Genomic DNA, 24,991 nt, shown 5'->3' on the forward strand with positions numbered 1-24,991 from the left:
CGAGAAGGTCAGTTTTTCAGGTACCATTTTGGATAGCGGCTGTTGGTGCTTGGTGAACGGTGTAAGGTCCTGAAACTATAGCACTTTCAGCCGCTTTCTTTTATCCCCTCATGAGAAATCCGGGCTAAAGGCGTGGGCTACCATGCCCTACGTGCCCACACCTGAACGTAATAAAAAATTTCTATTCTCAGAACCTCTGTACACCAAGCGCACCGTGCTGTTTCACTACAGCGACGATGAGCCACGGGTACCTATGACGTTCTGTCACTTGAACGAGCTTAGTCCGCACAGGATAGGTGGCGTACGCGGCTACTACTATCTGGACAGGTTCGCTCGAGCCGGGCTCAGATTGGAGCTAACCAACAGTGAAGAGTTGAGTTTCAGGAAGCTGCGTGCAGGGCGGGTCGAACTGGTACCGGCAGTGGAGTCGGTCGGCTGGAATATCATACGCAAGACCTTCCCCCCAGAGGACCATGCAAACTTTTATGTTCTGGATACCCCCTTGAATGTGGGTTACAACTATCTGATGACATCTCTTAATTACCCGGAGGCTCCGCAATTACTCGAGAGATTCAATACAGCCCTGAAAACACTGCGCGATAATGGTGTTTACGACACGATAGCGCTGCGCCACGGCTTAACAGGCAGCAACTAGCCCTGATATCCGGATGAACCGAGAGTCCCACCATGGGACCAACGCATTCAGCAAACTCACTAGCGGTTTGATCACCTCCCCCCCAAATCTTCCTATACCACCAGCCGGGATATGACCTGAGTCAACAACTCTGCAGGCCGTTACTGATGGAATGCCGACCGCTCTGGAATGCGGGTTATAGACCGCCTTCCAATTCCCCCGACTAGATTTCGACTGGAGATCCTACCTTGAAAACCTGGCACTGCATCGTGGGCATACTGCTGATCACCACACTCACTTTGCTGCTTGAAATACCCAGCGATACCTGGCTTACCTCAGCCACTCTGAGCATGATCCTCGGCGCAGCGGCACTGGCCTACATGGCGGTATCATGCTTGCTTGCCAGCCGCTGGCGAGCGGTTGAGAACGTTTTTAGCGGTCTTGACCGTGTCTATGAAACGCACAAATGGCTGGGCGTTTGGGCGCTTATTTTTGCCACGTATCACTTCGTATTCAAAGCCAACCTGGATGTGTGGAACAGCGTACCTATCCTGGAGCTGCCCAAATACTGGACCCGTTTGGTACGCCAGCTGAGCTATGTCGCACTGGGTCTGATCGTTCTGCTGGCGTTGAATCGCAAAATCCCTTACAGCCAGTGGCGCTGGTGGCACAAGCTTTCCGGGCCGCTATTCCTGATAGTGATTCTGCACTGGCTAAGCTTCAAATCACCCATCACCCTCGCCAGCCCCTCAGGCATCTGGTTAACGCTTTTGTGCAGTGCAGGCGTATTGGCAGCCCTATACAAGCTAGTGCTTTACCCCTTCGTTGCGCGCGCTGGCGAGTACCGGGTGATCGCCGTTTCTACGGACAAAGGTGCCCTGCATTTAACTCTGGAACCGATAAACAAAAAATTCGACTTCAAAGCCGGCCAATTTGCTTTTATTGCGATGCAGCAAAAAGGCTTGCGTGAACCCCATCCCTTCACCATCGCCAGTGCGAACGCTGCAAACGGACAGGTCGAATTTGTGATCAGAGGGCTGGGGGATTACACCAAAAAACTCTGCGCGAGCGCCAAAGTAGGTATGCATGCTGACCTGTATGCGCCATACGGACGCTTTAAGCGACAGGCCAAGGCCGAGCGCGAAATCTGGATCGGTGCTGGCGTGGGCATTTCGCCTTTTATTTCCTGGCTGCAGGACACGGACGTCAAAGACTTCGAGAAAGCAACGCTGGTCTATTGTTTTAATCCCGGACGCGCCTTTCCTCCGGCGGACCAACTGCAAGCTATGGCCACATTGCGTGGCGCTCACTTTGTCAGCAACCCCAGTGGTATGGAGTCGATAGCCGAGGTATTAGGTCAAGCAGTGGCAAACACCGAACCGCACAAGGTTCATGTCAGCTTCTGTGGCCCCCAGGGGTTATTGGTCAAGGTACGCCAGCTAATGATTAGTCACCAGATTCCACAGCAAAACCTGCACAGCGAGCTTTTCGATTTTCGCTAGCGTGCAAGAGGCTAACCGGCAAAACGATGAGGGTTGCGCACAAAAGCGCTAGGATACGGATATTGTGGATCCTGCGGATCAGCGCGCGTCACCCTCTCGAATGGCCGATCAAGGTAGCCTTATGAATACCGGCACTAGCGCAAGTGGAGCCAAGACATGAACCGCCTTAATCTTCGCCATCTCCAGTATTTCTGGATGATCGCGCGTAGCGGTTCGATCGTGCGAGCGGCAGAGAGCATGAACCTTTCACCGCAAACCTTGAGCGGACAACTGGCAACGCTTGAGGCGGACTTGGGCAATGCGCTGTTCAGGCGTACTAATCGCTCTCTGCAACTGACCGAATTCGGCCAGACAGTGTTTGCCTACGCCGACGACATCTTTCAGACGGCACAGGCCCTGGACGAAGTCATTCAGCAGCCGCCCGAGGAGCGTCCACTCAACTTGTCGGTAGGTGTCGCCGCCTCTATTCACAAACTCATTGCCTACCATCTCACCGCTCCAGCGTTAGCACTATCAAGGGAAGTCCACCTGCGCTGTCAGACCGGGGAAACCAATCAGCTTCTCAAAGCGCTTGGCCAGCGCGACTTGGATGTACTCTTGACCGACCGGCAACCGGATTTCAAGGATGCAGGCCAGTTCCGAGCGCACCGACTGGCAAGCTCATCTATCTCACTATTTGCGGCCCCGACGCTAGCGAGCAAGCTCAAGCCGGGCTTTCCTGCCAGCCTGGATCATCAGCCGTTTTTAACCACGTCTCTGAATGCACCTTACATCAACGAGCTGATGAACTGGTTCGCGGCGCAACGCATCCAGGTCAAGGTCGTCGCCGAAGTCGACGATAGCGCATTGATCAAAGTGTTCGGCCGCGAGGGCATCGGCTACTTTGCCGCGCCCACGGTCATTCAGCATGAGGTGTGTCGACAATACGAGGTTGAGTGCATCGGCTCGATTGAGCAAGTCAGAGAGACGCTATATGCCATTACGCGGGCGCGAACCGGACACAATATTGCCATCCAGGCACTGCTGATGGAACGTGCAGAGCTTGACGATAGCATCGAAAAAACCGAACTATAAAACAGATTTAACGCTGTTTATTTCGACCTATCATTGCCTGACTATACAACTGTCTTCAACAGCAGGGAGAAAGGCCATGAAAACCATTCACCAGTATCAGCTCGAAAGCGACAAACAGGTCAGCACTCTCGCTTTACGCGATGGATACCGGATCGTACGCTGCGAGTATGTGGTTGCGCAGAAACGGGTTTATCTTTGGGTCGAGGAACCGCTGAGAATTGATCTGCCGGTTACCGAGCACCAGTTCATGGTAGTTAGCTCAGGCGATCCGGTACCGGTCAGCTATAACCACGTGGATACGGCCCTGGACCCTTTTGGTCCGCAGGCATTCCACGTCTATGAAGTGATAGCGCCTGCAGAAGCAACCACCAGCCGCACCCGCAAACCCTTTGACCCTTTAGTCTTTGGCACTGTTGAGAGGCAGCATGCTTGAGACTAGCCAGGTATTGACCAGAGCCCCGTTAAGGGGCTCTTTTTTGCCTGTACGTTAACCTTTACTTCATCGACTGGAACGCGGCCCATGCCCGATATCATTGTGATGTTTTTCCTGCTTGGCCTGATCGCTGGCTCATTGCGCTCGGACCTGGCCATTCCCAAGGCCGTCTATGACATTCTGTCCTTGTTGCTGATGCTCACCATTGGCCTGAAAGGCGGTATGGCACTGTACGGCAAGTTGCACTGGTCTTTATTGTCGGAGGTGCTGGCAGTCACCGCACTCGGCTTCCTGATTCCGCTGCTGCTTTATCCCATGCTGCGCTACCTGGTTAAACTCAAGATCGCCGACGCGGCCAGTTTTTGTGCGCACTATGGTTCGGTCAGTGCCGGGACCTTCGCCGTGGCACTGGCCTGGACCGAGTCGCGCGGTCTGGCAACCAGTGGCCAGGTCACGCTTTACCTGGTGCTATTGGAGTTGCCAGCCATCATTACCGGTTTATGGCTCTACCGACGTTTCAGCCCATCGGCTGGGCAAGCAGACGCGGCCAAAACTACGCCGCTATGGCAAGAAACGCTCACCAACCGCAGCGTGATACTGCTGGTGGGTGGCGTGGTGATCGGCCTGCTCTACGGTAAGGACAACGGCAGTCAGGTGACCGGAACACTGACCAGTGCCTTCGCGTTGATCCTCGCACTCTTCTTGCTTGAAATGGGTCTGGTGGCAGCTGAAACCCTGCGCAAGGTTCAGCTGCGTCATTGGCGCGTCATTGCCTTCGCCCTGTGTATGCCCACCGTGCTGGCGTTACCGGGCTTGCTAACCGGTATGGCGTTGGGACTGGCGCCAGGCACCACTGTCGTCCTGGCAACGCTAACCGCTAGCGCATCCTATATCGCAGCGCCGGTCGCAGTACGCCACGCGATAGCCGACGCGGATATCGGACTGGTCATGCTGGCTTCGCTCGGCATTACATTCCCATTCAACGTACTAGTAGGTATCGAGCTATATGCCTGGATACTTACTGTTTTAAGCACCTAAGATAGCTGACCAGGCAAGCGCCAGCCTAAGTGGGCTGCGCGCTTGCCACCGCACCACCACCCAATAACCTGGGCCACCGACAAGGCCCGACGAACTTACCCACAGCGATAACCGACGCCCCGCCCTACCAAAAAGACTCTTGGATTTCCCTTATTCCTCTATTGGTAATAGATCCCGTTGCTGCCCAGCCAGCCAGCCTTGCGCCTCTTGGATCAAAAAAAGTGCCAATCATCCACTCCTGCTCAGATCAGCCAAGCACTTTTGGCTAATAAAATCGCGACTCAAAACGTTATGATATAACAACGCAATACATGTAAGATTGGCGCGATTTAAAACGACCAGAATAGGAAAAAGCATGAAAGTAGTATCTACCTCGCTCGCTGTGATCACCGCGCTCTTAAGCACTGCAACGGTGAAGGCTCAATCTGCCGACTCGACGATTACGCTCGGAGGGCTTTATGTCACAGCAAAATCCAGCGGCCCCCTGCGTACCGACAGCATCATGACGTCAGTCGACATCATGGGCGCAGAACAGGTCGAAGATAAGAATGTGAGCAACAGCTGGGAGCTGCTGGGACAGATGCCCGGTATTCAACTCACGGAGACGGGGCAGGGCGCGGAGTCAGGCAAGGCTACGTTTCGCGCATTCAACGGCGAGGGCTATATCAATGGCATCAAGGTACTGATTGATGGCATCCCCAGTAACGTAAACAGCGGCAATCAGCGCTTTATCGATATGGTTTTCCCGCTGGATATCGACCTGATTGAAGTCGTCCGCGGCACCAATGATCCGCGCTACGGGCTGCATAATATCGGCGGCAACATCAACTTCGTCACGCGTCAGGGCGGCAACTATACCGACGGCAGGGTCACCTACGGCAGCTTCAATACCCGCGAGTTCCAGTTGGCGGTCGGCCATGAGAACGGTAACTTTGCCCAGAATTACTTTTTGGCAAAGCAGGACAGTGACGGCTTTCGCGACCACAGTAACTCGAACAAATACTCACTGGGTGGCAAGTGGTTTTATACCGATGATACCGATACCTTTACTGCCGGGCTGAGCGCTCGCCTCTATCATCACCAGGCGCAGGAGTCAGGCTTTCTGACCGCGCAACAATTGCATGCCAGCAGAACTCAATCGCCGGACAAGAACGCCAATGATGGTGATGACCGTGATATGAAACAGCTGAGCGCTGATATCACCTGGCAGCTGAACGACGACCTCAGCTTGAGTAACAAGCTGTACTTTAATAGCTACGATGACGACCGAACCATCACCTTCACCGACTACCCTCTCGGGAATGCCCCACGCCAGCGTCGGCAATGGAATGAAAAGCAGACAGGTGTATTAAGCACCCTGACGTGGCGCGCCAACGACGTGATCGCACTGGAAGGCGGGATAAACTATGAGCACCAGGACAACGAATATCGTCGTTATCGTTATAACTTTAGCCTACCGACTGATTTCGATGCAGCACCTGCACGCACCCAAAACGATGATAGCTACACGCTGCATAACCTTGGTGGCTACGCACAGGCGATCATTGAGCCATTCGACTCATTGAAAATCATCCCGGCCTGGCGCTTAGACCGGTTTTCCGGCAGTACACATCTGCCCAACAACGTAAATGCTTCGTTGCAAGACTATGGCTGGATCCAGCAACCAAAGCTCAGCGTCATCTACAGCATCAGCGATGATGTCAGCGTATACGCCAATTGGGGCCGTACCTTCCAGGTCCTGACCGGCTCAACTGCCCCAGCCTATATGACGGCAGGACAAACCCGCTTCAAGCCGTCCATCAACACCGGTAAGGAGCTGGGCATCAAGTTCAGTCCGGCAGCCAATACCGATGTACGGGTTGCGGTTTGGCAGCAAGATGCAACTGACGAAGTCGCCAACATGCCCAGTACCGGTACCACCGTTGGGTTAGGTGAAACCCGCAGACGCGGCCTTGACCTGCAGATCAACAGCCGCTTGACCGACCAGTTAACGGTCTGGGCTTCACACGCGATGCAGGAAGCGAAAGTAGTCAGTGCCTACACTGCGGGGGGAGATTCACTGGCGGGCAAAGAGGTCTTCTCCACTCCCCGCTACATAAGCAACCTGGGAGCCGACTATCAGTTTAATGACCGCTGGCAGTTTGGTATGCAAGCCAGGGCACAGGGCGACTACTACATTGACGAACGCAACGAGCAAGGCAAGTACGGTGGCTTTGCGGTGCTGGACGCAAGCACTAAGTACCAGCTTACCGATACGCTGAGCCTTGGCTTACAGCTCAAGAACCTGACCGATCGCGAGTACGAATACGTGTGGTACGACAACTTCTTCTGGGGTGGCGACGATCAGCCCATGTTCTCGCCAGCACCGGGGCGGTCCGGCTTTGTGTCTGTTGATATGAAGCTCTAACCCCGAACTACCCCCCGCATTTTCATTACCAGTAGCCTGGCAGGCTGCCAGGCTACTCTTGCTCCAAGCAGGAGCAACCCGCTACAAGTATTTCAACCAGCTTATATCGCGCCGACGTGCCTTCAGGCGCGCAAACCACTGTACCGGCGCAAACAGCGCCAAGGCTAGAAACAGCGCCGTCAGCCAGAGCGCCAGCACCGAATCGAAGCTAAAGTACTCACCCTGATTGGCACCGAATATCGCCAAAGCCCCCAGAGACAGCAACTTCAGCACATACAAGTGAAGAAGATAGAAAAACATGGGCGCCGCGCCAAACACCGCTAAGACAGCCACCATGATGCTGTTATTGCGACGCTCAAAGCACGCTAGCAGCAACAGGCCAATTCCCAGCGTGAGCGCCAGAAATAGTAGTGACGGCGGATACTTGGTCATGTTGAAGAAACTCATTAGTGTGATTACCCAAGTACTTCCTTGCGTCCAGGGTTGCTCACCGTAGCCATTAAGCAAACGCAGCGACATAAAGACGAGCAATGCGCAACAACCGCTGGCGAGTAAATAGGCGCGCCGTCGACTAGCCGAGGTTGCCCCACAGAACCAGGGCCCTATCGAGTAACCCAATGCGATCACGCCAATCCACGGCAACAACGGATACGAGGTGCGCATGCGCACCTCGTCCGACAACGCAATCCAACCACGATCATGCAAAACGGCCCACGGCAGGTGCATCCAGGAATCGACGGCAAAATGCACTCCATCCAGCAGGTTATGACCGGCAATCAGCACAAAAGCGAGCAACACGAGCAGGCTGCGCGGCAACCAGAGCAGCAACGAGAGCGCCAGCATGCTCAAACCAATTGCCCAGATCACCTGCAGGTAGATGACCGTGGGCGGGAATTGAAAGGTCCAGGCAAACCCCACCAGGGTGAGCTCCAGGACGATAAGAAAAAGCCCGCGCTTGAACAGAAAAGTAGTGACGGCAGATTTGCTCTGCTGCTTTTCGCCATAGAGAAACGCTGCCAACCCCGTAAGCAGGATGAATACCGGCGCACACAGGTGCGCCAGCGAACGACTGAAGAACAGCGCGGGATCGGTCTGCATGACATCCATGGGGTCGGATACCTGCATATGCATATAAAAGGTTTCGCGGACGTGATCGAGCAACATCAGGAGAATAACCAGACCGCGCAGAGCGTCGATCGAGAGCAGACGATGGGAAGACATAAAGGACAAGGACACCTAGAAATGAAATATAATAACGTAATTATTTCAGCTTTCTATTTGCCTGAACAGCACCAAACCACGGAACGGCCCACAGAACGGTAACCGCTGGCAGGATAACCTTGAGACCTGATACAGGCTTTAACTCAGGTAGCTTGCCAATGCCACGATGGCAACCTCGGCCGACTGGCTAGCACCAGACCAACTGCAAGCCAGCATCAGATTTTTGGGCAAACCAAAGTTCTCGACCTGATAACCTGCCGCGCAGTAGCCGTCAGCATCGTGCGACAGCTGCTCGAGCATTGAGCGGTGATCGGGAAAGTAACCCCACACCGGTTTACCCAGCGCACAGGCGAAACCGATCTCGAACACCGTACCCGAATCGGGCTCAGCACCACGAAAGTTGTCGAGGTTTGCCAGCACCGCATCGGCGCGGCGGATCTTGTTGAGATTGGCCTGACAAATCCAGCTGGCCATATCCACGACGTCGGCGGGCGGTTGATCATCCAGCGGATAGAGGCCAATCAACCCGTGCTCGGCGCAGAGTTGCTTGAGATGTTCGCCACGCTCGATGGCATCCGTACAAAAAACATCAAACCCTGCCAGGTAAACCGACTTCACCTACTCTCTCCTCGCTGACTCAAACGTGTTCTTGCGACAGACATGCCAGCGCAGCGGCATCGTCCACGTCAATGCAGACGCCGGGGTCTTGCACCGTCAGCACCTTAACGCAAGCGGGATAACGGCGCACAACATCACGCGCGCCAGCGTCACCCTGCACTGTGGTCAACTCGGACCAGAACGAACGACCAAATAGTACCGGGTGCCCACGCTGCCCTTGATACACCGGTACCACGATATGCTCAGGCGATGCCATGGCAGCCAGCGCCGCAAAGGTCGCAGGCTGAATCTGCGGCATATCAGCCAGCAGGACCGCCACGGCATCAACATCCGCTGACTGCAGCGCCTGAATCCCAACGACCAGACTGCTGGCCATGCCCTGTTGGCTATTGGCGTTACGCACCACCTTGACCTGCTCGGGTACGCCCAGCTCGGCGGCATCATCATCCGCTCGTAGCACCAGAGCAACCTGCGCGAAAGCGCAGAGAGCACGCTGCAAGCTAGTGGCAAGCAACGTATGGCCGTCAGGCAACAGCGCAACGCGCTTGTCACTGCCAAAGCGCCTGGATTGCCCTGCGGCCAGCATCAGCCCGGCAACACGGGGTGCTGATCGGCTCAGGCTTGAGCGTCCAGCAGCATGACTTCACGCTCGGCGAGCAAACCCTTCAACGCTTCGCCCATGGCCTGATAATGCGGGGCCTGGCGGTGCGCCTCAATGGCCTCCATGCCGGCCCAGTGCTCAACAAACACAAATTTGTGATCTTCACTGCGATCGTGATGCAGCACATAGCCACGGCAACCCGCCTCGGCGCGCGAAGGCTCCACGGCGTTATGCAGGATTTCGGCAACCTTGGCCGCAGCACCATCAACAGCACGCAACACAGCAACAACAGTAATGGTATCTGACATCTAATAAGTCTCGGTGCGAAGTAATGGGTCAGCTTGCTGCTCAGCGTCGGCGGCAACCTGATGATAGTGAGTAGGTGAAACATCATGAATCGATGACGTGCGCCCCTTGAGCATGCCGCCCTGGCGACCATTGAACACCGCTGTCATCTCGCCAAGAATCGCCATGGCGACGGACTCTGGCGTATCGCCGCCAAGATCCAGACCGATAGGGTAATACAAACGCTCAAGCCCGGGTGCAACGCTACGCTCAGCTGTCATCTCCCGCAATAACCGTTCAGTACGGTCGCGCGGCCCAAGTTGGCCAATGTAGACCGCCTCCGAGGCCAGGGCACAGGCTAACCAGTGGGCATCCTGTTGCAGACTGTGGGTCATGACCGCTACCGCTGCACCTTGCAGCAGAGGTAACGGATCAAAGCGGTCGGTTAACTGGCCATGCAGCACCTGGTCTGCGTCGGGGAAGCGACTGTCACGGGCAAAATGCGCGCGGCTATCGATGACAGTTACGTGCCAGCCCAACAACTTGGCCATGCGCACCAAGGGCTGTGCATCGTGACCACCGCCAAAAATAACCAGTCGCCGTGCGGGCGCGAGATACTCGACCAATACCTGCACCTCGCTGCCTGCCTGCTGAAAACGGTGCAGACTGGTCCCGCGCTCGACCAAAGCCTGCTGCAGCGCCTGCTGCACGGGCGCCTGCAAGGCTTGCGGCAGCTGCCCCTCCAGACCGCCATCAGGGTTCAACAGTTGGCGCTGCCCCAGGTCTGGCGAAGCACTCACCAGGGTTGCCAGTGCCCTGCCCTCACCATCCGCCTGCAGCGCGCGCAAGCCGCGCAACAACACGCGTCCAGCGGGAGCATCTATACGCTCGAAGAGAATATGCACCTTGCCGTTACAGCCAAGCCCGAAGCTGACGGCAACATCGCCGTCCTCCTCGTCATCGGCCGTGCTATAGCTGCGCAGTGCCGGTCCGCTCTCGGTAAGCCACCATGCGGTGCGCGCCACCTCGCTCTCCAGACAGCCACCACTGATGGTGCCTTCAGTCTGTCCCAGCGCGGTAATCAGCATGCGCGCGCCGGGCCGTCGATAGGCGGAGCCCTCAACTTTGACCACGGTGGCCAGCACGGCTTCTTCACCCTGCTCGGCAACCGCATCAACGGCTCGCAACAATTGCTCAACTGCAGCCACTCAATGCCTCCTGCCAGCAAAAACCGATAGCACGCTGATCAATGCCCGGTATTACCGCGCTTGGCGGCAACCTGTTCGGCGCTAACGCTGCCGCCGCTCTGACCGAAGTGCTGCAGCACAAAGCTGCTGACCGCGGCCAGCTCAGGATCGCTGTAGTTCTCGGCAAAACGTGGCATACGCTGGTCAACCTGCTGCTCCGGGTTGCTGTGTCCGGTGAGCAAAATACCTAACAGGTTGGTAGCCGCCGGATCATTCACCGTTTTCAGCCCCGCGAGTGATGCAATCGGGCTTTGCGTGCCCTTACCATCCCAGCGGTGACAGCTGGCGCAAGAGTCGGCAAACACCTTGCTGCCCAGCCCGGCTTCTTCAGCGGTCGGCATGCTCAGCTGCTTCACCTCAGGACGGGCAACACCCGCGCTTTGTGGCTCAGTCGAGAGCAGGTAGGTTGCCATCGCAGACAGATCGCTCTGTTCCAGATGACGCAGGCTATTGCTCACCACTTCACCCATGGGGCCAGCAGCGACGCCTTTTCCTGCCGCATGGCCTTTGCTGAAGTAACTCACCAGCTCAGCCTCGCTCCAGGCACCTATGCCATGCACCTCATCCGAACTGATGTTGTAGGCTTGCCAGTCCTGAACCAGGTTGCCAGCCAGTGGCTGACTGCTGTCCAGAGCCTGGAACAGGTTACGTGGCGTGTGACACTCGGCGCAGTGGCCCGGCCCCTGAACCAGATAAGCACCGCGGTTCCACTGCTCGGACTGATCTGCCTCAGGTTCAAAGCGCTCGTCATCCAGAAACAGCATATTCCAGAAAATCATGCCCCAGCGCTGGTTGAACGGAAAAGACAGAGTGTTTTCCGGCGGCGTGTTCTTGACCGGCTCAAGACTCGATAGATAGGCCTTGATCGCCAGCACCTCATCTTCTGGCATCAGCGTATAGGAGGTGTAGGGAAAGGCCGGATAGTAGTGCTTGCCGTCCTTGCCGACGCCCGAATGCAGCGCCCTGACGAAGTCTTCATCGCTCCAGCTGCCGATACCGGTCTCTTCATCCGGTGTGATATTGGGTGAATACAACGAGCCAAAGGGCAATTTGAATTCAACGCCACCGGCGAAGGGCTTACCGCCGGACGTGGTGTGACACGCTACACAGTCGGCGGCGTCGGTCAGGTACTTGCCCCGCTCGATCAGATCCGCGTCAGCCGCGAGTGCGGTGCTCGAAAATCCGGCGAATCCAAGACCCATTACAACTAATTGAGTAAAACGCATTGGCCTGTCTCCTTAAACCGGGTAATAGCCGGCACGGCTTAGTGGTAGACGACGCAGACGCGTCCCGGATGCAGCATGCAACGCATTGACCAGAGCTGGTCCAATCAGCGCGGTACCGGTCTCACCGACGCCGCCCGGCGCCTCCAGGCTAGGCACTATGTGGACCTCAACCCCGGGCGCCTCGCTGATGCGCAGCTGGCGGTAATTGTTGAAGTTGCTCTGCTGGACGACGCCCTGCTCAATCAGAATTTCATTGAACATCGAGGCTGACAGACCAAACAGGGTTCCGCCCTCGATCTGCGCGTGCACCGAGGTCGGGTTAGTCACCAGACCGCAGTCGATAGCACTCACCAGACGAGTGATGCGGATTGCCTTGTCGCCGCGCATTTCCATTTCCACCACGGTCGCCACGTAGCTGCCAAACACCGCACTCACCGCAACACCTCGGCCACGACCGGCCGGCAACGCGCTCCCCCAATCCGCCTTTTCGGCAGCCAAACGCAATACGGCCTGGGCACGGGGCTGCTCAGACATCAGACTCAAGCGGTATTCGACCGGATCAGCACCCGCGTTCAGCGCCAACTCGTCGATAAAGCACTCCAGCGCGTAGGTGCTACGCAACGGACCCACGCCGCGCCACCAGGACACCGGGATGACCTTGGGCTCTTCACGCACATAATTGACCAGCAGATTCTGCAGCGAGTAGATAGGCTCAATGGCCACCTCGACCGCATCGGCGTCGATACCGCTCTCAGGCAGACTACCCATATAGCGACCCAGTACCGATGCGCCAGCAATCCGGTGTTGCCAGCCAACCGGTTTGCCATCGGCGTCCAGGGCGGCGGTCAGTCGATCCGCATACTGTGGCCGATAAAGATCGTGGGTCATGTCTTCTTCACGACTCCAGATCAACTTGATCGGGTAGCTGACATGGCGCGCCACATCCACTGCCTGGGTGATAAAGTCATAATCCAGCCGGCGGCCAAAAGCGCCGCCAATCAGCTGGTTATTCACAATGATCTTGTCCGCCGGCAGACCACTGATTTTGGCTGCGGTCTGCTGCGCAAAGACCGGCACCTGAGTACCTACCCAAAGCTCGCAGGCGTCCGGGCGTACATGCACGACACAGGTCATGGGCTCAAGCGGCGAATGCGACAGGAACGCCTGTTCGTACACCGCCTCAAACTGACTGGCAGCGCCCTCGAGTGCTTTGGCGATATCGCCCGTACTATGGGCAACCACACCATCGCGCGAGCTGGCTTGTAGCAGAGCGTCATCCAGCTGAGCTGAATTGATGCTGGCGTGCTCGCCCAGATCCCACTCGACCTTGAGCGCCTTCAGTCCCTTTTGACAGGCCCAGTAATTACTCGCCGTAACCGCTACGGCATTATCCAGCTTGATCACGTCACGCACGCCCGGCACCTTCTTGGCATCAGAGGCATCCAAGCTACTCAGGGTGCCGCCGTAAACCGGGCAGGTCAGCGTAGAAGCAATCAGCATGTCCGGCACGCTCAGATCGATCGTGAACTGCGCCTTGCCGTTGACCTTGTTGGGGGTATCTATGCGCGGTGCCGCGGTGCCCAGCAGGATGAACTGCTCAGGTGTTTTCAACACCACCTCGGTTGGCAGCGGCAGCTCGCTGGCAGCATCGACCAGTTCGCCGTAACCCAGTTTCTGGTCCGCAGGCCCGAAGACTTCGCCATTGCTGGCGTGGCACTGCGACGCTTCAACGCCCCAGCGCGTTGCGGCCGCCTGAATCAGTAGCAGACGCGCCGTTGCACCCGCTTCGCGCAGCGGCTTCCAGGAGTGGCGGGTCGAAGTAGAGCCGCCAGTCGCCTGAAACTGCATCAGTGAGTCGGCATAGAGCTCGCTATCCGGTGGCGCATCTTCGATGGTGACGGCACTCAGGGGCACTTCCAGCTCTTCTGCAACCATCATCGCAATGCCGGTGTGCGCGCCTTGGCCCATCTCGATCTTGGGCGAAATAACAGTTACCAGACCGTCATGCCCTACCCGCACATAGGCGCCATAAGCGCGGGGCGACTGATCACCCAATCGGCCAGCCGCGGTGGCCTCGGCAGCTACGCTGCGGGGTGTAAACGCAGGTAGCCAGGTGCTCAGCACCAAACCACCCAATGCTGCACTTGACCCTTTCAGGAAGCCACGCCGTGAGACTGCAAATGTCGATTTACCCATTAGCTATTCTCCTCAGGCTTGGCCGATGTCTTTGATCGCGGCACGAATACGGGTGTAAGTGCCGCAGCGGCAGATATTGCCTGCCATGCCGGCGTCGATATCCGCATCACTCGGAGACGGGTTATGTTGCAGCAGCGCCGTGGCCGACATGATCTGACCAGACTGGCAGTAACCACATTGCACCACCTCGTGTTCCAGCCAGGCCTGCTGGACCTTGGCACCAACCGCATTCTCGGCAATGGCTTCGATGGTTGTCACCGACTTGCCAGCAACGGAGCCAACTGGCAGCACGCAGGAACGCACAGCTTCGCCATCAAGGTGCACGGTACAGGCGCCACATTGGGCGATACCGCAGCCAAACTTGGTTCCGGTTAGCCCCAGCACATCGCGTAACACCCATAGCAAGGGGGTATCGTCCGGAACATCGAGTTGGTGTTGCTCACCATTAATGGTCAACAGATTCATAAAGACCTCATCACGGCACGGAATTAATTATTTTGTTTATACACTCTAGCAGCTGGATCACCACGAGGCGCGATCCGAAGCTGGCTAGTACAGTCACTTTTATCTCAACGTCGAGACAATGAAAGCGCACATAGGCAGCAACATTCATTCGTATGACGTCGAAGTATGGAAAATAAGAGTAGCGTTAATTGCAGGCGGGGCGGTAGAACAATACCCCAAAGCTCTGTGACCTTGGGGAGAAACGCGTGAAGTCCGTGACTAATTCATGCTGAACAGAAGGACGCGACGGAGGCAGGAAAACCGCACGACACGGTGCGGTTTTCCTGAATACTCAGCGCACGATAAGTGCGTAAGCGCCGTCCTTTTGCAGACGAGCCCATGCATACCCGGCACCTACCGTAACCATACCGGCGGCCGTCTCACAACTTTGCGGAACGTCCGCCGGCAGGTCAGTCAAATAACTGCTGTCATAGCTGGCCGCACTGATACAGTCTGCCGCTACAACAGGATCCCATCCTTCTGTCTCGGTATTCCAGCGCCCAAGGGTCAAACTCTCTGCTTCCGCCACAGCCGGTAAATTGAACTGCAGGACAAAGTCGTCGCCGCGGGCATCGTCATCCAATATCGAGTTGCTGTTTACGCGATCGTTCGGGAGCGTCACCGGTTGCTTGCCCCTCTCGCTGCCATCACCAAAACTACCGGCAAAACCAACGTCAGCCTGGATATTCTTCATAACACCTTTAGCGCTGCTGTAAGTACCATCCTGCCCCTGGATTCCGCTGACGATCAGCACATCAGACTCGGCACCCTCGTAAGGGGGAACCCAACTCAAGGAAACCTGTTTTTTCAGATCGATAGTGGTTTCACGAATCTCGACTTCCTCGTCAGCAGTACCCTGATTGATCAAGCGCACACGCTGGCTGTTGTTCAGATTAGGTGAGTAACTTGCGTGCGGTATGTGCAGGTAACGGAAATAGCGAGCCGCCAGCTCAGCATTGCTTTTTGCCGTGGATACACCGGGCTCAAAATTAGTGGTTCTGGTACGCGTATCGTAGCGGTTGAAAATTGCATTTTCACCATCAAGAATACGTGCCGAAAAACCATTAGCCGAGACGCAGGCACTCGTGCGATAGCTTTTGTCGTGCGTCATATTAAGCTGATTACTGGCCGGAATACTGGAGGGGTAAACGATCTTGTCACAGCGCTCAGCCGTGCGCGTAAAACGGTCTATCAACTTCCAATCAGGCTGCGCCAGCTCACGCATACCATCCTCGTTACGCGTAATAGTATGAGCTTCATAGTAAGAGCGGTAATCAACCAGGTCGCCTTCGAAGCTCAGGATGGATGCGTTTACATCCAATGACCCAGAACTACCGTCGTTGATCTTGACCATGAGCATGCTCTGGATCAGTTCGCTCTCGCCATAGCGCGAGTCGTAACCCTTATAAGAAGCGCTGCCACTGACCAGCTCTGTGTAATGCCCACCGTAATAACCGGATACCAGGCTGCGCAGATACTGGTGCTCGTGCCCCGCTACATAGATCACGTCGTTATCGGCGAACAACTGTCGGTAATCGCTATGCACCAGCAAAAACTGCTGATCGCCTTCAGACGTATCGTAAGCCTCTACTACCCGCTCTCGAATATTGCCGTAGCGCGAGCCCACCATGGTGTTATGGGTAGACACAATAATATGATCGACCTGATCGCGATAAGTCTCAATCATTTCGCGCGTGAAGTCGTAGGTGAAGGGCAACTGCCCATAAGAGAGCGTGATAATAAGCACGTTACCGCGAACAACGGCCTAGTTCTTGTCGCGCTGCCCGGTCATTTGAATGGCATCGGCCGGAATCAGATCGCTGACGTTGTCGTACCAATCCTGGTCAGTGCCCTTGATGTCATGATTACCCTGCAGCGGCAGCATGACAAAGTCGTCACGATAATCATCCACCACGCTGCGCCACTGCGCGTACTCTGCTGGCGTAGCCTCTTCTGACAAATCACCAACCAACAGCAGCAGATCAACATCTTGCTCGCGATAAAACTCCATCAGCGCGCGCATTGGCATAATCGACGAATTCTGACCACCGCCCTGGGTATCAGGAATGACACCAACCCGCAGCGCGGCCTGCACCGCTGGCGGCGCTGGCTGGCTGACATTTTCATCATTGTCGCTACTGCTGGAGGACAGACAACCGGTCAGCAAACCTCCGGCAGCCAAACAAATAAATCCCGTTCGAATAAACATCTTAATTCCCTTTCAGACTGCGTTTATAGAGTCTGGAAGGCTATGAGATGCGTGTGAGAGGCCCGAGACAGAGCGGTTACATTACGATGGCGAGATGTAACAGGATAATTCAAAAAGATTACTGCTCAGCGTACATTGGAGGGCAAGATCACCCTGGCACGCTCTTGCTGCGCCAGGGTGACGTATTTCAGCGAAATGGCGGCTCATCAAAACTGCGCAGCTTGCGTGAATGCAGCGAGTCCAACTGACTGCGCAACAGCTCCAGCGCATGAATGCCAATGTGCAGATGCTGGGTAACCGCGCGTTCGTAGAAGGCGCCGGCAGCACCGGGCAATTTGATTTCGCTGTGCAGCGGTTTATCCGAGACGCACAAGAGCGTGCCGTAAGGCACCCGCAGGCGATAACCCTGAGCGGCAATGGTGCCGCTTTCCATGTCGACGGCAATGGCGCGCGCCATATTGATCAGCGGACGCTCCTGCGCCCAGCGCAGTTCCCAGTTACGATCATCGTAGGTCAGTACCGTACCGGTGCGTAGCCGACGCTTGAGTGCATCACCCTGCTCGCCGGTAACCTCGGCAGCGGCCTGCTGCAGCGCCTGCTGTACTTCGGCCAGCGCCGGCAACGGAATGTTCGGTGGCAGCACGCGGTCGAGAATACCGTCGCGGCGCATATAGGCATGCGCCAGAACGTAGTCACCGATAGTCTGCGACTGGCGCAGGCCGCCGCAATGACCAATCATCAACCAGCAATGCGGACGCAGCACGGCCAAATGATCGGTGATGTTCTTGGCGTTGGATGGCCCAACGCCAATGTTAACCAAGGTGATACCCTCTGCCGGATTCTCTGCCTGCAGGTGATACGCCGGCATCTGGTAACGGTGCCAGACGACTGTCTCGATAATGGCCTGCATCTCGCCTTCCGCCATACCACGCTCAATCACCACATTGCCCGGCAAGACCATGCGTTGAAAGCGCGAGTCAGCTTGCAACATGTCCAGCCCGTGGCGAATGAACTGGTCAACGTAGCGATGGTAGTTGGTGAGCAGAATCCAGGGTTGCACGTGCCGCCAGTCGCTACCGGTGTAATGCACCAGCCGGCGCAGCGAGAAATCGGTGCGCGCGGCGTCGAATAGCGCAAGTGGCAGCGGATCGATATTTTCCCAATCGTAAAGCCCATCGGCAGTGCCGTCGTTGGCGGCCGACAAATCAGTACTCGGGAATACCCGTGCCAACTCAGCCGCGGTCACCCCTGAGGCGCCCAGCTCATCTCCCTGCTCGACCACGTAGGGATAAGGGATATTGGCTTGACTGGAGCCGACCTCAACCGTGACGGTAAAATCGCTCATCAGGGGCCGCAACTGATCCAGCAGATAACGCCGGAAGGCGGCTGGCTGGGTAACGGTAACGCTGTAGGTGCCGGGCACCTGCACCTTGGCATAGGCGCGCACGGTGCTAGGCACCTCGCCCTGGCAGTGATAGATCAAACGCAGCTCCGGATACCTGAAGGCGCAGCGACTCTCAGACGGGTGCGTACGGTCTGCCAAATACTTCTTGAGCGCCTCGCGCAAGGCACTAGTGGCCTGCTGATACAGAGCTGCTAGGCGATCAACCGCCTCTTCAGGACTGGACACTACAACAAAATCGTCTGGGCAAGAATTCATGGCGTACCTCGGCTGTTCACATGCCCCTATCTTGCCTGCTGCGACGCCTGCACGCCAAGCGCTGTGCTCAGATCGCTGAATCGCCAACTAATGCCCCGCCCACAACACGAGCGCTTTCGCGCTGCACCGACCAAGTATGCGAATGCTTTATTCGCGCACCGGCTAGCGCTGCAACAGGCACCACTCCCGAGCCTGATTGGCAGAAAAGATCATCTTATGGCAGATTCGATCATGGCTGAGCGCTAATGGTTACGGCAAGCTGGGCTAACTACCCCAACAACAAAAATATAGAGGCGAGACTATGCCCGAATTCTTCTACACCCACGCAGGCAACAATCAGGCACGTCCCAGTGAGCATTTCACCGTGACGCCGGTTGCCGGGTCACTGGGCGCCGATATTCACGATATTGACCTTAACAACCTCAGTGAGCGAGGCCAGATAGCGCTGCGCCAGGCGCTTATGGATCACGGCGTGCTCTTCATTCGCGATCAGCAACTCAGCGTTGAGCAACTGGAAGCCGTTACCCAGCGCTTCGGTGAATTTGGTACCGAGCCCTACGTCAAACCCATGCCTGAACATCCGCATGTAGTGCACGTAGTAAAAGAGGCGAGTGAGCAGACACCGGTGGTATTTGGCGGCGCCTGGCACTCGGACTGGTCCTTTCAGGAAAAACCGCCGGCCTTCACCCTGCTTTATGGCAAGGATGTTCCGCTTACAGGTGGCGACACTCTGTTCAATAATATGTATCTGGCCTGTGAGTGGCTGTCTGACACCCTGCGCAAAACCCTGCATGGGCTGGATGGCATACACAGCCCGGAATTTGGTTACGGCCCCAATGCCAAACACAACGCGGGTCTGGAGAGCATGAAAATTGTCTACGGCGAAAACGTAGACGACAATGTCCGCAGCCATCCGCTGATTACCCGTCACCCGGAAACCGGGCGCAACGTACTCTTTGCCAATCCGGTCTACACCCTTGGGATTTCCGGCATGAAAGCCGAGGAGTCACGCCCAATCCTTGATTACCTCTATAGCGTGGCACTGGCCCCGGCCTTTACCTGCCGCATGCGCTGGACGCCTGGCACGTTGGCGATCTGGGACAACCGCTGCGTCTGGCATCAACCCGTATCAGATTATTTTGGCGCGCGCCGCGAGATGTATCGCACCACCGTCGTTGGCGAGAAACCCACCCGAGGAAGCATTGCATGAATCAGTCTGTGAATAACCACGCCATCGCCGCCGAGCTGCTACTGGCTGCCCGCGCTGAACGCGCGCCCCGCGCAGCAATAGCCGAGACCCACCAAATCGCCAATTTGCAGCAGGCCTATTCGGCGCAACAACATTGGCAGCGTCTAAGTCTTGCGCAGGGTGACAGCGTCAGAGGTTATAAGCTCGGCGTCAGCAACCCGGCAGTGCAAGCCAAGCTCGGTTTGCCCGGTCCATTGCAGGGCGTATTGATGGCCAGCGGTCTGCGCCAAGCGGGGCAAGAGCTGAACTACCGTGACTTTATCGCGCCACGTGCCGAAATCGAGGTAGCGATGGTATTTGCGCATGAGCTGACTGATCCCGAGCTGGACAGAAGTCAACTGATCGCGGCGCTACAAACCGTCGTGCCCGCCCTTGAGATCTGCGACTCAGCGATCGCAGGCTGGCCCACCACAATTTTTGACGCCGTAGCAGACAACCTCTCTTCCGGCGCATACGTGCTGGGCAACCAGCAGAACGTGCCCGGTGCGCTGGACCTAAGCCAACTGATTGCCACACTGGAAATCAATGGCGAGCAGGTTGCCGAGGGCAATACCGGCAGTGCAATGGGTGACCCGCTAGAGGCGTGCCTGTGGCTGGTGCGCGACCGGCTGAAGCAAGGCATAAGCATCAAGACCGGCGACATCATCCTGACTGGCGCCTTGACCGGACTGCATCCGATTGCCGCAGGAGATCAGTTGACGTTGCGTATGGGCGAGCTGGGTGAGGTGAGCTGCAGCTTCAACGCTTGAAGCTGAGATTGTAGTGCAGAAAAGAAAAAACCCCGCCGAGGCGGGGTTTTGCAGAATAGTTCCTGATCATCCGTAATAGCAGTGCCTCCGAGGCACTATCCCTATTCCCTGTTGTTTGAGTCGCTTCCTGCGATGCTCCTAGCGCGATTGATACTACGCAGGTCCGCAGGAAGTGCCCATAAGCCATTGTCATCACAGCGTGTAAGCATTTGCTTACATTTAGTCGACTCTGCAGTTAGCCGGCAGAGTCGATCGCTCAGAACTGCACCGCGTCCAACTCGTACAAGGACTCACTGCCCGCGTTGACCGACTCACTCAGCGAGTGAATGCGTGGTAGCAAACGCTGGAAGAAGAACTTGGCAGTGCCCAGCTTGGCGCTATAGAAACCGATTTCATCCGCCTCTGCCTTGGATAGCGCAACCTTGGCCATCTTGGCCCACATATAAGCGTAAGCGGTATAGCCAAATACATGCAGATACTCGACCGAGGCCGCGCCTACTTCGTTCGGGTTGCTCTTGCTGCGCTCAATCACGCCAGCGGTCAGCTCTTCCAGATTAGCTATCGCCTTGGCCAACGGCTGAACAAACTCGGCCATGGCGTCTGCGGAATTTTCGGTAACGAAATTGCGGACTTCCTCGGCAAATACCTTGAAGAAAGCGCCGCCATTGGCAACCGTCTTGCGTCCCATCAAGTCGAGCGCCTGAATGCCGTTGGTGCCTTCGTAGATCTGCGCGATACGCACGTCACGCACCAACTGCTCCTGGCCCCACTCACGAATGTAGCCGTGGCCGCCAAAGACCTGCTGGCCGTGCACACAGTTCTCCAGACCGACGTCGGTAAAGAATGCCTTGGCTACCGGCGTCAGCAGCGCAACCAGATCCTCGCCTTTCTTTTTCGACTCTGGCTCATCAGCATACTTGCTGATATCCAGTTGCATGCCCACATAGGTAGAGAACGCACGACTGCCTTCGGTCATGGCTTTCATGGTCAGCAACATACGGCGCACGTCGGGGTGGACGATGATAGGATCGGCCGCCTTTTCTGGCTGCACGGCACCCGTTGGCGCCCGGCTCTGGATACGCTCGCGAGCATAATCAACCGCGCTCTGATACGACGCTTCTGAGCAGCCGATGCCCTGAATACCAATAGACAAACGCTCATAGTTCATCATGGTGAACATGGCATTAAGGCCTTTATTGACCTCCCCGACCAGATAACCACGGGCAGAATCAAAGTTCATAACGCAGGTAGCTGAACCCTTGATGCCCATCTTGTGCTCGATGGAGCCGCAGTTGACCGGATTGCGCTCGCCCATAGAGCCGTCTTCGTTGACCAGGAACTTGGGCACCAGGAACAGAGAGATGCCCTTGGGACCCGCCGGAGCGTCGGGCAATTTCGCCAGCACCAGGTGAATAATATTCTCGGTCAGATCGTGCTCACCGCCGGTGATGAAAATCTTGGTACCGGTCACCAGGTAGCTGCCGTCCGCTTCGGGCACGGCCTTGGTGCGGATGATGCCCAGGTCAGTACCACAGTGCGGCTCAGTCAGACACATGGTGCCAGACCAGATACCTGCGTACATGTTCGGCAGGTAAGCCTGCTTCAGCTCTTCACTGCCGTGGGCATCAAGCGCCAGACAGCAACCGGCGGTCAGAGCCGGATAGAGTGCAAAGCTATTGTTGGCACCGTAGACCATTTCCTCGACCTGCACACCCAGCGTCTTGGGCATGCCCAGTCCGCCGTACTCGGGGTTGCCGCCCAAGCCAACCCAGCCACCTTCGGCATAGGTTTTGAACGCGGCCTTGAAGCCGCTTGGCGTAGTGACTTCACCGGCATTCCACTGCGCACCTTCCTCGTCGCCACTGCGGTTCAGCGGAGCAATGGTCTGCGAGGTGATCTTGCCGGCTTCCTCGAGCATGGCATCGGCCGTTTCCGCATCGATGGCACCGTCCAGTCCGGGCAGGCTCTGCCACAGAGCATCGGCCTCAAACACTTCATTGAGCACGAAACGGATATCACGCAAGGGGGCTTTGTAGTCAGCCATCAAAATCTCCTCATCAACAGATTTGTCCGGAACATACCGGAGCAGAGCAAGGATTGTATCCCGGCAACGAAAAAACCTGTAGCGTCTTTTTATGACTTTTTGCAAAGAATCAGTCACGCACCTGACAAACCATTCTTCAACCACTCAATAGCAACGGCTCGATGGCATCGGCTGCGCCTGAGCGCCAGCCAGAAGACGAAAAAAAGCCCCGAACCAGTCGGGGCTTTTTGTTTACCGCTTAGCGCTTACAGCGAAGCTTCAGAACTGCTCGGCAGTCATATCCATCAGGCTGTCGGCACCGGAGTTCAGCGCTTCAACGTGAGCCTGAGCGCGCGGTAGCAGGCGCTTGAAATAGAAGCTCTGCGTAGCCACCTTGGCTTTGTAGAAATCCTCTTCAGAGGTGCCGGCGGCCAGCTGCTGCTGCGCCACAATGGCCATCTTCAGCCACATGAACGCGTGGATCACATAACCCGAGAACATCAGGAAGTCCATGGAGCAAGCGCCCACTTCTTCCCGGTTCTGCATCGCGCGACCAGCGATGCTTTGCGTGATCTCGCCCCATTGTGTATTCAGCTGGTTCAGCTTGGCCAGCTCGCCAGCGAACTGGCTGTTGCCCTCGTTAGCCTGGCAAAACTTGTGAACCTGTTTGGTAAAGGCAGACAGCAACTTGCCTTGGCTACCCAGCACCTTGCGACCCAGAAGGTCCAGCGCCTGAATACCATTGGTACCCTCATAGATGGGCGCGATGCGGCAATCACGCATCTGCTGCTCCTGGCCCCATTCACGAATGTAACCATGGCCCCCAAACACCTGCATACCCAGGCTGGTTACTTCCATGCCGGTTTCGGTCATGAACGCCTTACAGATTGGCGTCAGGAATGCCAGCAGGGCATCAGCATTGGCGCGCTCACCTTCGTCTTTGGAGTAATGAGCCTGGTCGAGCAGTTGCGCGGTGTAGTAGGTCAGCGCGCGGTTGCCTTCATTAAAGGCTTTCATGGTCAGCAGCATGCGACGCACATCAGGATGCACGATGATCGGGTCAGCGGCTTTCTCTGGCTCTTTAGCGCCAGTCAGTGAACGCATCTGCAAACGGTCTTTGGCGTATACCAAGGCCGACTGGTAAGAGGCTTCGCCATGACACAGCCCCTGCATGCCGGTACCCAGGCGCGCGTGGTTCATCATGGTGAACATGCAGTTCAAGCCCTTGTTGGCTTCGCCGATCAGATAACCAGTGGCGTCATCAAAGTTCATGACGCAAGTGGCGGATGCCTTGATACCCATTTTGTGCTCAATGGAACCGCACTTCAGGGTATTACGCTCGCCTTTCTCGCCGTTGGCATCGAGCAGGAACTTGGGCACGATGAACAGTGAGATACCTTTGGTACCGGCAGGCGCGTCGGGCAGTTTGGCCAGCACCAAATGGACGATATTCTCGGCCATGTCATGCTCACCGCAGGAGATAAAGATCTTGGTGCCGGTAATTTTGTAACTACCATCGGACTCGGGTACTGCCCGCGTCTTGATCAAGCCCAAATCGGTACCGCAATGCGGCTCGGTCAGACACATGGTGCCAGTCCAGGTGCCGGGAGTCAGCTTGCTTAGATACTGATCCTTCTGCTCCTGCGTGCCATGTGCACTGATGGCCGCGGAACAACCGTGGGACAGACCCGGATACATACTGAAGGCATAGTTTGCCGAGGCAACCATTTCACTGATCACCAGGCCCAGCGAGAAAGGCAAGCCCTGGCCGCCGTACTCGGTAGAGCCAGTCATGGAGCCCCAACCGTTATCGACATACTGTTGGTAGGCTTCTTTAAAGCCTTTGGGCGTGGTGACGACGCCATCATCGATATGGCAACCTTCTTCGTCACCAGTGCGGTTCAGCGGCGCAAGTACTTCGCCAGCGAACTTGCCACCTTCTTCAAGAATGGCGTTGACCAGATCCGGCGAGGCATCTTCTAGACCGTAGGCCTCATAACTGGCGGCAAAATCGAGCACTTCATCCATAACGAAGTGCATGTCACGTAAAGGGGCTTTGTATTCGGGCATGTCGGCTCTCCAAGTGCAGCCGGACCATACCGGCGGCAGCTATTC

At 56.4% G+C, this 24,991-nt stretch carries 21 protein-coding genes; 8 read left to right on the forward strand and 13 right to left on the reverse strand.

The window, feature by feature from the left end; translation table 11 throughout:
• Nucleotides 1-142 precede the first annotated feature (142 nt).
• The 6 genes from EF096_RS13530 to EF096_RS13555 all read left to right on the forward strand — a co-directional run bounded on the left by EF096_RS13530 (nucleotide 143) and on the right by EF096_RS13555 (nucleotide 7,088).
• Nucleotides 143-655 (forward strand): substrate-binding periplasmic protein, encoded by a 513-nt coding sequence (locus EF096_RS13530; protein ID WP_123890261.1) that lies wholly within the window; start codon nucleotides 143-145, stop codon nucleotides 653-655.
• A 227-nt stretch (nucleotides 656-882) separates the two neighbouring features.
• Nucleotides 883-2,136, forward strand: a complete 1,254-nt coding sequence (locus EF096_RS13535) for a ferredoxin reductase family protein (protein ID WP_123890263.1) — start codon at nucleotides 883-885, stop codon at nucleotides 2,134-2,136.
• 156 nt (nucleotides 2,137-2,292) lie between these two features.
• A complete protein-coding gene (locus EF096_RS13540; protein WP_123890265.1) occupies nucleotides 2,293-3,210 on the forward strand; it encodes a LysR substrate-binding domain-containing protein in 918 nt (305 codons plus the stop codon).
• A 76-nt stretch (nucleotides 3,211-3,286) separates the two neighbouring features.
• Nucleotides 3,287-3,643: a DUF7352 domain-containing protein gene (locus EF096_RS13545; protein WP_177412344.1), complete on the forward strand. Its 357-nt coding sequence runs from the start codon at nucleotides 3,287-3,289 to the stop codon at nucleotides 3,641-3,643.
• Between the two features lie 87 nt (nucleotides 3,644-3,730).
• On the forward strand, nucleotides 3,731-4,681 hold the full coding sequence (locus EF096_RS13550) for a sodium-dependent bicarbonate transport family permease (RefSeq protein ID WP_123890267.1): 951 nt from the start codon (nucleotides 3,731-3,733) through the stop codon (nucleotides 4,679-4,681).
• Between the two features lie 355 nt (nucleotides 4,682-5,036).
• Nucleotides 5,037-7,088: a TonB-dependent receptor gene (locus EF096_RS13555; RefSeq protein WP_123890269.1), complete on the forward strand. Its 2,052-nt coding sequence runs from the start codon at nucleotides 5,037-5,039 to the stop codon at nucleotides 7,086-7,088.
• A gap of 81 nt (nucleotides 7,089-7,169) precedes the next feature.
• On the opposite strand, the gene EF096_RS13560 is transcribed toward EF096_RS13555, so the two are convergent.
• From EF096_RS13560 to amn, 11 genes are all read right to left on the reverse strand, one after another.
• Complete coding sequence (locus EF096_RS13560) at nucleotides 7,170-8,309, reverse strand: DUF1624 domain-containing protein (RefSeq protein ID WP_123890271.1); 1,140 nt, start codon at nucleotides 8,307-8,309, stop codon at nucleotides 7,170-7,172.
• A gap of 138 nt (nucleotides 8,310-8,447) precedes the next feature.
• A complete protein-coding gene (locus EF096_RS13565) occupies nucleotides 8,448-8,927 on the reverse strand; it encodes a nucleoside 2-deoxyribosyltransferase (RefSeq protein ID WP_123890273.1) in 480 nt (159 codons plus the stop codon).
• A gap of 19 nt (nucleotides 8,928-8,946) precedes the next feature.
• On the reverse strand, nucleotides 8,947-9,513 hold the full coding sequence (locus tag EF096_RS13570; RefSeq protein WP_123890275.1) for a nucleotidyltransferase family protein: 567 nt from the start codon (nucleotides 9,511-9,513) through the stop codon (nucleotides 8,947-8,949).
• Nucleotides 9,514-9,542: 29 nt separating this feature from the next.
• Nucleotides 9,543-9,836: a putative quinol monooxygenase gene (locus EF096_RS13575; RefSeq protein ID WP_123890277.1), complete on the reverse strand. Its 294-nt coding sequence runs from the start codon at nucleotides 9,834-9,836 to the stop codon at nucleotides 9,543-9,545.
• Nucleotides 9,837-11,021 (reverse strand): XdhC family protein, encoded by a 1,185-nt coding sequence (locus EF096_RS13580; protein WP_123890279.1) that lies wholly within the window; start codon nucleotides 11,019-11,021, stop codon nucleotides 9,837-9,839.
• A 38-nt stretch (nucleotides 11,022-11,059) separates the two neighbouring features.
• Nucleotides 11,060-12,286 carry a cytochrome c gene (locus EF096_RS13585; protein ID WP_123890281.1) on the reverse strand — a complete coding sequence of 409 codons (1,227 nt, stop codon included), beginning with the start codon at nucleotides 12,284-12,286 and terminating at the stop codon, nucleotides 11,060-11,062.
• Nucleotides 12,287-12,298: 12 nt separating this feature from the next.
• Nucleotides 12,299-14,482 (reverse strand): xanthine dehydrogenase family protein molybdopterin-binding subunit, encoded by a 2,184-nt coding sequence (locus tag EF096_RS13590; RefSeq protein ID WP_123890283.1) that lies wholly within the window; start codon nucleotides 14,480-14,482, stop codon nucleotides 12,299-12,301.
• Nucleotides 14,483-14,494: 12 nt separating this feature from the next.
• Complete coding sequence (locus EF096_RS13595) at nucleotides 14,495-14,947, reverse strand: (2Fe-2S)-binding protein (protein WP_123890285.1); 453 nt, start codon at nucleotides 14,945-14,947, stop codon at nucleotides 14,495-14,497.
• Between the two features lie 331 nt (nucleotides 14,948-15,278).
• Entirely contained in the window at nucleotides 15,279-16,733 is a 1,455-nt protein-coding gene (locus EF096_RS13600) for a metallophosphoesterase (RefSeq protein ID WP_123890286.1), read from the reverse strand.
• A gap of 18 nt (nucleotides 16,734-16,751) precedes the next feature.
• On the reverse strand, nucleotides 16,752-17,195 hold the full coding sequence (locus tag EF096_RS13605) for a metallophosphoesterase (protein ID WP_123890288.1): 444 nt from the start codon (nucleotides 17,193-17,195) through the stop codon (nucleotides 16,752-16,754).
• A 187-nt stretch (nucleotides 17,196-17,382) separates the two neighbouring features.
• Nucleotides 17,383-18,855: an AMP nucleosidase gene (gene amn / locus EF096_RS13610; protein WP_123890290.1), complete on the reverse strand. Its 1,473-nt coding sequence runs from the start codon at nucleotides 18,853-18,855 to the stop codon at nucleotides 17,383-17,385.
• 301 nt (nucleotides 18,856-19,156) lie between these two features.
• Between amn and EF096_RS13615 the strand changes: the two genes are divergently transcribed.
• Together EF096_RS13615 and EF096_RS13620 are read left to right on the forward strand one after the other, a co-directional pair.
• A complete protein-coding gene (locus EF096_RS13615; protein ID WP_123890292.1) occupies nucleotides 19,157-20,065 on the forward strand; it encodes a TauD/TfdA dioxygenase family protein in 909 nt (302 codons plus the stop codon).
• Nucleotides 20,062-20,853 (forward strand): 2-keto-4-pentenoate hydratase, encoded by a 792-nt coding sequence (locus EF096_RS13620; RefSeq protein WP_123890294.1) that lies wholly within the window; start codon nucleotides 20,062-20,064, stop codon nucleotides 20,851-20,853. Before EF096_RS13615 ends, EF096_RS13620 begins: the two co-directional genes overlap by 4 nt.
• Before the next feature lie 256 nt (nucleotides 20,854-21,109).
• Here the strand turns inward: EF096_RS13620 and EF096_RS13625 are convergent, their stop codons facing one another.
• Both EF096_RS13625 and EF096_RS13630 read right to left on the reverse strand, forming a co-directional pair.
• The gene (locus EF096_RS13625) at nucleotides 21,110-22,897 is read right to left on the reverse strand and encodes an acyl-CoA dehydrogenase C-terminal domain-containing protein (RefSeq protein WP_123890296.1); all 1,788 of its coding nucleotides are present in this window, start codon (nucleotides 22,895-22,897) and stop codon (nucleotides 21,110-21,112) included.
• A gap of 258 nt (nucleotides 22,898-23,155) precedes the next feature.
• Nucleotides 23,156-24,946 carry an acyl-CoA dehydrogenase C-terminal domain-containing protein gene (locus EF096_RS13630; RefSeq protein ID WP_123890297.1) on the reverse strand — a complete coding sequence of 597 codons (1,791 nt, stop codon included), beginning with the start codon at nucleotides 24,944-24,946 and terminating at the stop codon, nucleotides 23,156-23,158.
• Nucleotides 24,947-24,991 lie beyond the last annotated feature (45 nt).

Source organism: Pseudomonas neustonica, assembly GCF_003797945.1.
Lineage (GTDB): Bacteria > Pseudomonadota > Gammaproteobacteria > Pseudomonadales > Pseudomonadaceae > Halopseudomonas > Halopseudomonas neustonica.

Bases quoted from the DNA above. Each gene is read 5' to 3' on its own strand.
- EF096_RS13570 (WP_123890275.1), bottom strand. From the start codon at position 9,513: ATGCTGGCCGCAGGGCAATCCAGGCGCTTTGGCAGTGACAAGCGCGTT.
- EF096_RS13575 (WP_123890277.1), bottom strand. From the start codon at position 9,836: ATGTCAGATACCATTACTGTTGTTGCTGTGTTGCGTGCTGTTGATGGT.
- EF096_RS13625 (WP_123890296.1), bottom strand. From the start codon at position 22,897: ATGGCTGACTACAAAGCCCCCTTGCGTGATATCCGTTTCGTGCTCAAT.
- EF096_RS13545 (WP_177412344.1), top strand. From the start codon at position 3,287: ATGAAAACCATTCACCAGTATCAGCTCGAAAGCGACAAACAGGTCAGC.
- EF096_RS13555 (WP_123890269.1), top strand. From the start codon at position 5,037: ATGAAAGTAGTATCTACCTCGCTCGCTGTGATCACCGCGCTCTTAAGC.
- EF096_RS13615 (WP_123890292.1), top strand. From the start codon at position 19,157: ATGCCCGAATTCTTCTACACCCACGCAGGCAACAATCAGGCACGTCCC.
- EF096_RS13595 (WP_123890285.1), bottom strand. From the start codon at position 14,947: ATGAATCTGTTGACCATTAATGGTGAGCAACACCAACTCGATGTTCCG.
- EF096_RS13540 (WP_123890265.1), top strand. From the start codon at position 2,293: ATGAACCGCCTTAATCTTCGCCATCTCCAGTATTTCTGGATGATCGCG.
- EF096_RS13630 (WP_123890297.1), bottom strand. From the start codon at position 24,946: ATGCCCGAATACAAAGCCCCTTTACGTGACATGCACTTCGTTATGGAT.
- EF096_RS13550 (WP_123890267.1), top strand. From the start codon at position 3,731: ATGCCCGATATCATTGTGATGTTTTTCCTGCTTGGCCTGATCGCTGGC.
- EF096_RS13585 (WP_123890281.1), bottom strand. From the start codon at position 12,286: ATGCGTTTTACTCAATTAGTTGTAATGGGTCTTGGATTCGCCGGATTT.
- amn (WP_123890290.1), bottom strand. From the start codon at position 18,855: ATGAATTCTTGCCCAGACGATTTTGTTGTAGTGTCCAGTCCTGAAGAG.
- EF096_RS13560 (WP_123890271.1), bottom strand. From the start codon at position 8,309: ATGTCTTCCCATCGTCTGCTCTCGATCGACGCTCTGCGCGGTCTGGTT.
- EF096_RS13530 (WP_123890261.1), top strand. From the start codon at position 143: ATGCCCTACGTGCCCACACCTGAACGTAATAAAAAATTTCTATTCTCA.
- EF096_RS13590 (WP_123890283.1), bottom strand. From the start codon at position 14,482: ATGGGTAAATCGACATTTGCAGTCTCACGGCGTGGCTTCCTGAAAGGG.
- EF096_RS13620 (WP_123890294.1), top strand. From the start codon at position 20,062: ATGAATCAGTCTGTGAATAACCACGCCATCGCCGCCGAGCTGCTACTG.
- EF096_RS13605 (WP_123890288.1), bottom strand. From the start codon at position 17,195: ATGTTTATTCGAACGGGATTTATTTGTTTGGCTGCCGGAGGTTTGCTG.